At 36.7% G+C, this 6,390-nt stretch carries 8 protein-coding genes; 2 read left to right on the top strand and 6 right to left on the bottom strand.

Features of this window, described 5'->3' with window-relative positions:
- Positions 1-67 precede the first annotated feature (67 nt).
- Positions 68-565 (bottom strand): PTS sugar transporter subunit IIA, encoded by a 498-nt coding sequence (locus V7183_RS01240; protein WP_097897473.1) that lies wholly within the window; start codon positions 563-565, stop codon positions 68-70.
- Between the two features lie 381 nt (positions 566-946).
- Between V7183_RS01240 and V7183_RS01235 the strand changes: the two genes are divergently transcribed.
- Both V7183_RS01235 and V7183_RS01230 read left to right on the top strand, forming a co-directional pair.
- A complete protein-coding gene (locus tag V7183_RS01235) occupies positions 947-1,333 on the top strand; it encodes a DoxX family protein (RefSeq protein ID WP_097897472.1) in 387 nt (128 codons plus the stop codon).
- Between the two features lie 197 nt (positions 1,334-1,530).
- Positions 1,531-2,142 (top strand): flavin reductase family protein, encoded by a 612-nt coding sequence (locus tag V7183_RS01230; protein ID WP_335358465.1) that lies wholly within the window; start codon positions 1,531-1,533, stop codon positions 2,140-2,142.
- 439 nt (positions 2,143-2,581) lie between these two features.
- Here V7183_RS01230 and V7183_RS01225 read toward each other — a convergent pair whose 3' ends face one another.
- From V7183_RS01225 to spoIIR, 5 genes are all read right to left on the bottom strand, one after another.
- A complete protein-coding gene (locus tag V7183_RS01225) occupies positions 2,582-2,857 on the bottom strand; it encodes a DUF3935 domain-containing protein (protein WP_335358464.1) in 276 nt (91 codons plus the stop codon).
- Positions 2,858-3,113: 256 nt separating this feature from the next.
- Positions 3,114-3,662 carry a manganese efflux pump MntP gene (locus tag V7183_RS01220; RefSeq protein ID WP_335358463.1) on the bottom strand — a complete coding sequence of 183 codons (549 nt, stop codon included), beginning with the start codon at positions 3,660-3,662 and terminating at the stop codon, positions 3,114-3,116.
- 103 nt (positions 3,663-3,765) lie between these two features.
- Positions 3,766-4,809, bottom strand: coding sequence for an L-threonylcarbamoyladenylate synthase (locus V7183_RS01215; RefSeq protein WP_335358462.1), 1,044 nt, complete (start codon positions 4,807-4,809; stop codon positions 3,766-3,768).
- A gap of 108 nt (positions 4,810-4,917) precedes the next feature.
- Positions 4,918-5,376 carry a mechanosensitive ion channel protein gene (locus V7183_RS01210; protein ID WP_335358461.1) on the bottom strand — a complete coding sequence of 153 codons (459 nt, stop codon included), beginning with the start codon at positions 5,374-5,376 and terminating at the stop codon, positions 4,918-4,920.
- Positions 5,377-5,426: 50 nt separating this feature from the next.
- Positions 5,427-6,320, bottom strand: coding sequence for a stage II sporulation protein R (gene spoIIR, locus V7183_RS01205; RefSeq protein WP_438825148.1), 894 nt, complete (start codon positions 6,318-6,320; stop codon positions 5,427-5,429).
- Between the last annotated feature and the right edge of the window lie 70 nt (positions 6,321-6,390).

Below are 6,390 nucleotides of genomic sequence, written 5' to 3'. Positions count from 1 at the left end.
AAATGGATTTATATAAATAACATAAGGAATCCATTTCATATAAACGTAGATTCCTTACAAAAAATCATTATTTCATTGTAACTTTCATTACTTCTGTTGCACCTTTTGTAGCTGATACACCTATGGTTGTATCGATAGATTCCGCTGCATCTGTGTTCGTAATAACGATTGGTGTGATTGTGCTCTTTGCTTTTTCACGAATTAATTCTAAATCGAAAGAAATTAATTTATCGCCTTTCTTAACAGCTTGTCCTTCAGCTACATGAGCTTCGAAACCTTCACCTTCCATTTTTACAGTTTCTAATCCAACGTGGATTAAGATTTCTGTACCGTTTTTCGTTTTAATTCCAACAGCATGTTTTGTGTGGAATAATTGTACGATTTCGCCATCTACTGGAGCTACGACAACTCCTTCAGTTGGAACGATTGCAACACCGTCACCCATCATACGACCAGCGAATACTGGATCTGGTACTTCTTCAATATTTTTCACTTCTCCAGTTAATGGAGCTACAATTGTTTCTGCATTTGTTTTTGAACCAAAACCGAATAATTTTTTAAACATAGGATAGTCCTCCTTATAATTGGCTTAAAAACGTATATTTCAATCTGTAGTAAAGATTGAAATATACGTAAGACTTCATACTTCAAATACTATACTGTAAAAACGCTTTCGAAATAAATCGCATCATTACCAATAGAATCTTATTGTATCGCTTTGCAAAATTCCAGTCAATTCAGATTATCTAAATAACAATTAACTCCTTATCTTATATCTTCTCTGTTTTCTTCCTACTTGTCTAGATATCTTGACAATATATTTGTTTTTTATAAATGATTTGTAAAATTTCTTCATGTTTTGATCGATAGCAACTTGACTAAAGTAAGTAACTGGTTTATTATAACTTACATAAGATAAGTAAATAACTTTTTGGAGGTTTTATAAATGATGAACATCGGTCTTCTTATTATTCGTCTTATTATCGGAATTACAATCATGGGTCATGGTACTCAAAAATTATTTGGTTGGTTTGGTGGCCACGGCCTGAAAGGAACAGCCGGCTGGATGGAATCAATCGGCTTACGTCCTGGCGTATTTATGGCATTTATGGCTGGAGCGACTGAATTATTAGGTGGTTTCTTATTCGCAGCAGGTATCTTTACTTGGGTTGGTGCATTATTTATCGTTGGTACAATGCTAGTTGCAATCTTTACAGTTCACGGTAAAAACGGCTACTGGGTAACACAAAACGGGTTTGAATATAACATGATCTTAATTGCTATTGCAGTTGGTGTTGCATTAACTGGACCTGGTGCTTACGTTTTACTTTAATCAACTATCTCAGTTTCAAAATATTTATAGATCCTAAAAGAGCAGCCCCCATTCTATACAAGATAGGGAGGCTGCTCTTTTTCTTTTTAAACCATTTACAAAAAGCGTCAAAAAAATATTTTTTTAGCAGGAGTTTTCCTTCATTATCTTGTAAACAAACAAAGAAGTATTCATATGAAGGAAGGGAGATTACAAATATGCTTTCGATTAACCCAAATGAACAAACAGAAAAAGATAATTATAAACTATTAACAGGGAGTATTATTCCGCGACCAGTGGCATTTGTGACTTCTATGACAAAAGATAGCGTTTTAAACGGGGCTCCATATAGCTACTTTAATATTGTTGCTGCTAATCCACCGCTCATCTCTGTTTCTGTACAACGAAAAGAAGGTGTGCGAAAAGATACTTCACGAAACGCAATTGAAAAGGGGGAATTTGTTGTACATATCTCCGATGAATCCTATGTGGAGGCTATTAACGAAACAGCTGCAAATCTCCCTCCAAATCAAAGTGAAATTGAATTAGCAAAACTAACTCCTATCGACAGTGATGTTATTTCAGTTCCAGGTGTAAAAGAAGCAAATATTCGAATGGAATGTGTATTAGAGCGTGTTATCCCACTCGGCGGAACAGAAGACTCCCCAGCATGCGACCTATTAATCGGCCGCGTTGTCCGTTTCCACATTGCAGAACATCTATACGAAAATGGACGCATTCATGCAGAAGAACTAAAACCAGTAAGCCGACTAGCAGGGCACAACTACGCAAAACTAGGAGAACAATTTGAACTTGTAAGGCCTATTTAAAAGTGGCGACGGCCCGTTCAGCTCTGACTGGCTAAAGGTTCCTTCGCCCCAAAGGCGCTCTTTTCCTTTTGGGGCGGAAGGTTCTTAGACACGAAGAGCTTGCCGTCGGAACTGGATATCTTTAAAAGTGGAAGCGGCTCGCTTAGAATCGAAGGTGGATGGAGCCTCTGACATAGAGGCGACCTTTGCCTCGTAGGAAGACGCGAAGCCACCGACCATTCTTGCCGCTGGAACCAGATATACCTCAAAAATCCCCCGCCATTATAGGCGGGGGATTCATAAAAGAAGACAAAAAAGAATCAAAATTGGTCATTGCTCTCTCTAGCTATCATTGGTTATTAGTAACAAGTAACAGATATACTTTTCAACTTCACAGCTTCCGCTAGAGAAGTTTTAGACATGACTCCTACTCCTTTATTACACACGATTTTTTATTTAATTATACTTTCTCAGGCTTCTCTTCGAACATAGGTACATTCTCTTTCTTTGGCTTTCCAAGCTTTACAACGAAGAAATATAAAGAAAGTAATGTAATTAGAAAAACGATTAAGAAGGGATACGGTGAAGAAAACATACGTGCTGTTTCTGTCTTACCCACAATAAATTTTAAAGAATCTATATCTAAGAACTCAGCAAACATCTGTACACCGAGCATACTAAACCAAAATACGAAAAAGCTAATAATGATACCAAAAATTTGTTTTATTCTTGTCATTCATATCATCCTTTCTATGTATATGGGCTATTTTATTATAACGAATATGAATAGAAACAATATGTCATACAGAAAGGAACTTATTTTACCATTCACGAATTAATTTAATCTAACCAAGTACTGCAGTTTGTAAAATAGCACCCCAAATGATTAGTCTACGCAGCCACCTTGGAAAAAAAGTTAACAGCTTAATATACCATTCCAACAATTTCTTCATACCCCTCACCTTTCCCTATTTTCTTACATAATAAAAGGGTTATACCGGAAAAAGAAGGATCAATCCAAAACCGACAAGAATGATACCGCCAAGTATTTCACCGTATGTACCGAGCATACGCTTTGCATGTCTCCCAATTAACAAACCAATCCACGCTAATATCATGCTAATGAATCCAAAGAGCAATATTGTTATAATCATTTGCGCTCCATAAATCCCAAGACTTAATCCAACCGAAAAGCTGTCGATACTCACACTAAATGCGAATACAAACAAACTAATCCCAGCAGGAGTAGACCTTGTATCTTCACTTTCTAAAATAGAAGAGTAAACAATATAAAAACCTAATCCAACTAATAAAATAGCCCCGGCAATCGTAGCAACTTGGCCAAATTTTTCCGATAAAAAGCGTCCAAGAATCATACCGAGAAATGGCATAAAAATATGAAACGCCCCTATTATCACACCGATATAAATAATTTGCCGCATTCTTAATGCTACCATACCCATGCCGAGGCTTACAGAAAATGCATCCATCCCTAAAGCGAATGCCATAATAATTAAAGGTACTAGTTGTTCAACCGTCATCCTTGTCCCTCCTCGGACGTGCTACTTCAAAATATGCTCATCCGAGGAGAAATAGAATCTATGAAAGTATTCTATTTATTAGAAAGACAAGTTACATACTCACCTACTCTTCAGTAATAATGTGATGTCCTGCCGCCTTCGTTAAGCGATTCATAATCGCATTCCCAATTCCTTCATTCGGAAATGATTCACTAAAAATAACATCTACTTTGCTTGCATCAAATGTTCTAAGTACGTCATATAATTTAGTCGCAACGCTTGCCAAATCACTTCTTACCCCACAAGATAATACAACATCCGCTTTATACACATGTTGATATTCCTCTGTCGTTAGTATACCGACTGTATATCCTTGTTCTTTCTTCTTATCCACAAGTTGTTGAATAAAATCACGAGATCCTTCGACAATACTAAGAGGTGCTTTCGGCGCATAATGCGTATATTTCATTCCTGGTGCTTTCGGTTTTTCGGTTTCATCCTTTAATGCAGGATCTAAAGAAACTGTTCCGATCACTTCTTCTAACTGCTCCTTCGTAATCCCTCCCGGACGTAAAATCGTTGGCACTTCACTCGTACAATCAATGACTGTTGATTCAACACCAACGCCTGTTGCACCGCCATCAACGATACCAGCAATTTTTCCATTTAGATCTTCATATACGTGAGAAGCAAGCGTCGGACTTGGTCGTCCAGAACGATTAGCGCTCGGTGCTGCCACAGGAACATTTGCTGCTTCGATAAGTGCCAGTGCCACTTCATGATCAGGCATTCGAACCCCAACTGTATCTAGTCCTGCTGTAACCTTCTCTGAAATTCCGTCTTTTTTAGGTAAAATAATTGTTAATGGTCCTGGCCAAAAGTGCTCCATTAATACTTCCGCAACTGGTGTAATTTCTCTTACAATCCCACTTAATTGTGATTTTGCACCAATGTGGACAATCAGTGGATTATCACCCGGTCTTCCCTTTGCTTCAAAAATTTTCGCAATCGCTTCATCGTTCATGGCGTTTGCCCCTAGCCCATACACCGTTTCTGTAGGAAAGGCGACCGCTTCATTTTCCCTTAATAATCTCGCTGCTTCTTGTAATTGTGGATAATCTTTTTTTGTTTCCACAACATTATCCACAACCCACATATTTGTATGCATTTTTTTCCACGTCCTTTTCTTCCATGAAATACTTGTCTATTTGTAGTTTACTATGAGATTTATCCAAAAGACAAACAAGGTTTATCCACAAAATGTGGATAAACCTGATTAATCAGTGGATAACTCTGTGAATAGCTGACAATTTAGTATTATTACATTCTGCTGTTTTATATTTTCACAAAAATGTTCTAGCTGTTTAATATCATCCGGAACTTTATCCTTTTCCACAGTTGTAAAGTCAAAAAACTGAAAGATTGTCACGGATTGTGGATGATTTGTGAGTAAATACAATTGCTGCATACTTTTTTCTTTCATATACTGCAAAAACATTTCAAAAAAATATAAGAAGGTTTTATTATCCACAGTAGGTGTGAACAAACAAGAGCGAACAAGTGCATTCATTCCTTTTTGTTCATAACCAATGACAGCCTGTATTTCTCCCTCATCTTCCAATATCATAAATTGTTCATACAACTCATTTATTTTATCATCTTTTTTGTTAGCTTGTCCGAAAAAAGAATGTAATCTTTCAATATCAGCGTTTGTAGCAAAATAAGTCTTTTTCACAATAAATCCCTCCTCATTTCTATATATGAGAAGGGATGTACAAGTAGTACTTATTTAGAAAACAAAGAGGAAAATGCTTCTACAATAAACAGTTTTACTTCCAGTTCTTTTTCTTGCTCTTCTATTTCCACCGTTTGTTTTTGTTTCTGTTCCACAGGTTTTTCTGCTTTTTCCACAACTTCTTTTTCTTCTAGTTTTTCACTTCTCTCTTGGGCAGTCTTTGCATTTTTTACTTTCACGGCGGTTTGCACTTTTGTAGCAATTTCTTTTTCCGTTTCTTGCTTTGGAACAACTTCCTTACTTTGTTTTCTTACTTCTTGCTGTGATGTATTTTTTGCATTTGTTTTTTTCGATACTTCTTCTTTTTCTTGTTGTGGTACTACTTGTTCTTCTTCAACGGATTCTGCTTTTACAACATGCTCTTCTTTCTTTACAGCTGTTCCACTAGAGAAATCCAGAAAGCACATTGGCGGAAACAATACACACCACCAATTTGCTCCTTCACCCTTACCAATTGTAATCAGCACCGCTTCATATTCTCCTGCCGGATAAATGAAATTCCCGTATACTTTTGTAGGAAATTTTATATGTTTTCCAAATGTAACTTGAAATGATTCTTTACTTCCTTCTCGTTTTAACGTACTCGCAACTGTTTTTTCAATTTCTGGGATGTGACTCTGGATGACTTGGCGTGCTTCTTCAAACGATTTTAAATCGGCTACCCAACTATCAATTTGCATTTTTACTTCATCGCGCACTTTACGTTTTAGCGCTTGATCTTCATTTGAATCGCTATTCGCTAAAATGCGTAATCGAACCGCTTCCTTTGGAATAACAGCAGGTCCCTTTGCATCAGCTTTCATATATCCAAACTGCACAAGTAACTGTGCACCAATTAATAATAAAATAAAATAAGCAATCACTTGTTTTTTCATCCTCTGCACCGTCCCTTCTGTAAACAGTGTAGACACACTTACTTCTTTCTAAACTATTAAATTCTAAATCTATAGAAAA

Source organism: Bacillus sp. JJ1127 (genome assembly GCF_036965845.1).
Classification (GTDB): domain Bacteria; phylum Bacillota; class Bacilli; order Bacillales; family Bacillaceae_G; genus Bacillus_A.
The sequence above is the reverse complement of the archived record's forward strand: the minus strand, read 5'-3'. Positions and strand labels throughout refer to the sequence as shown.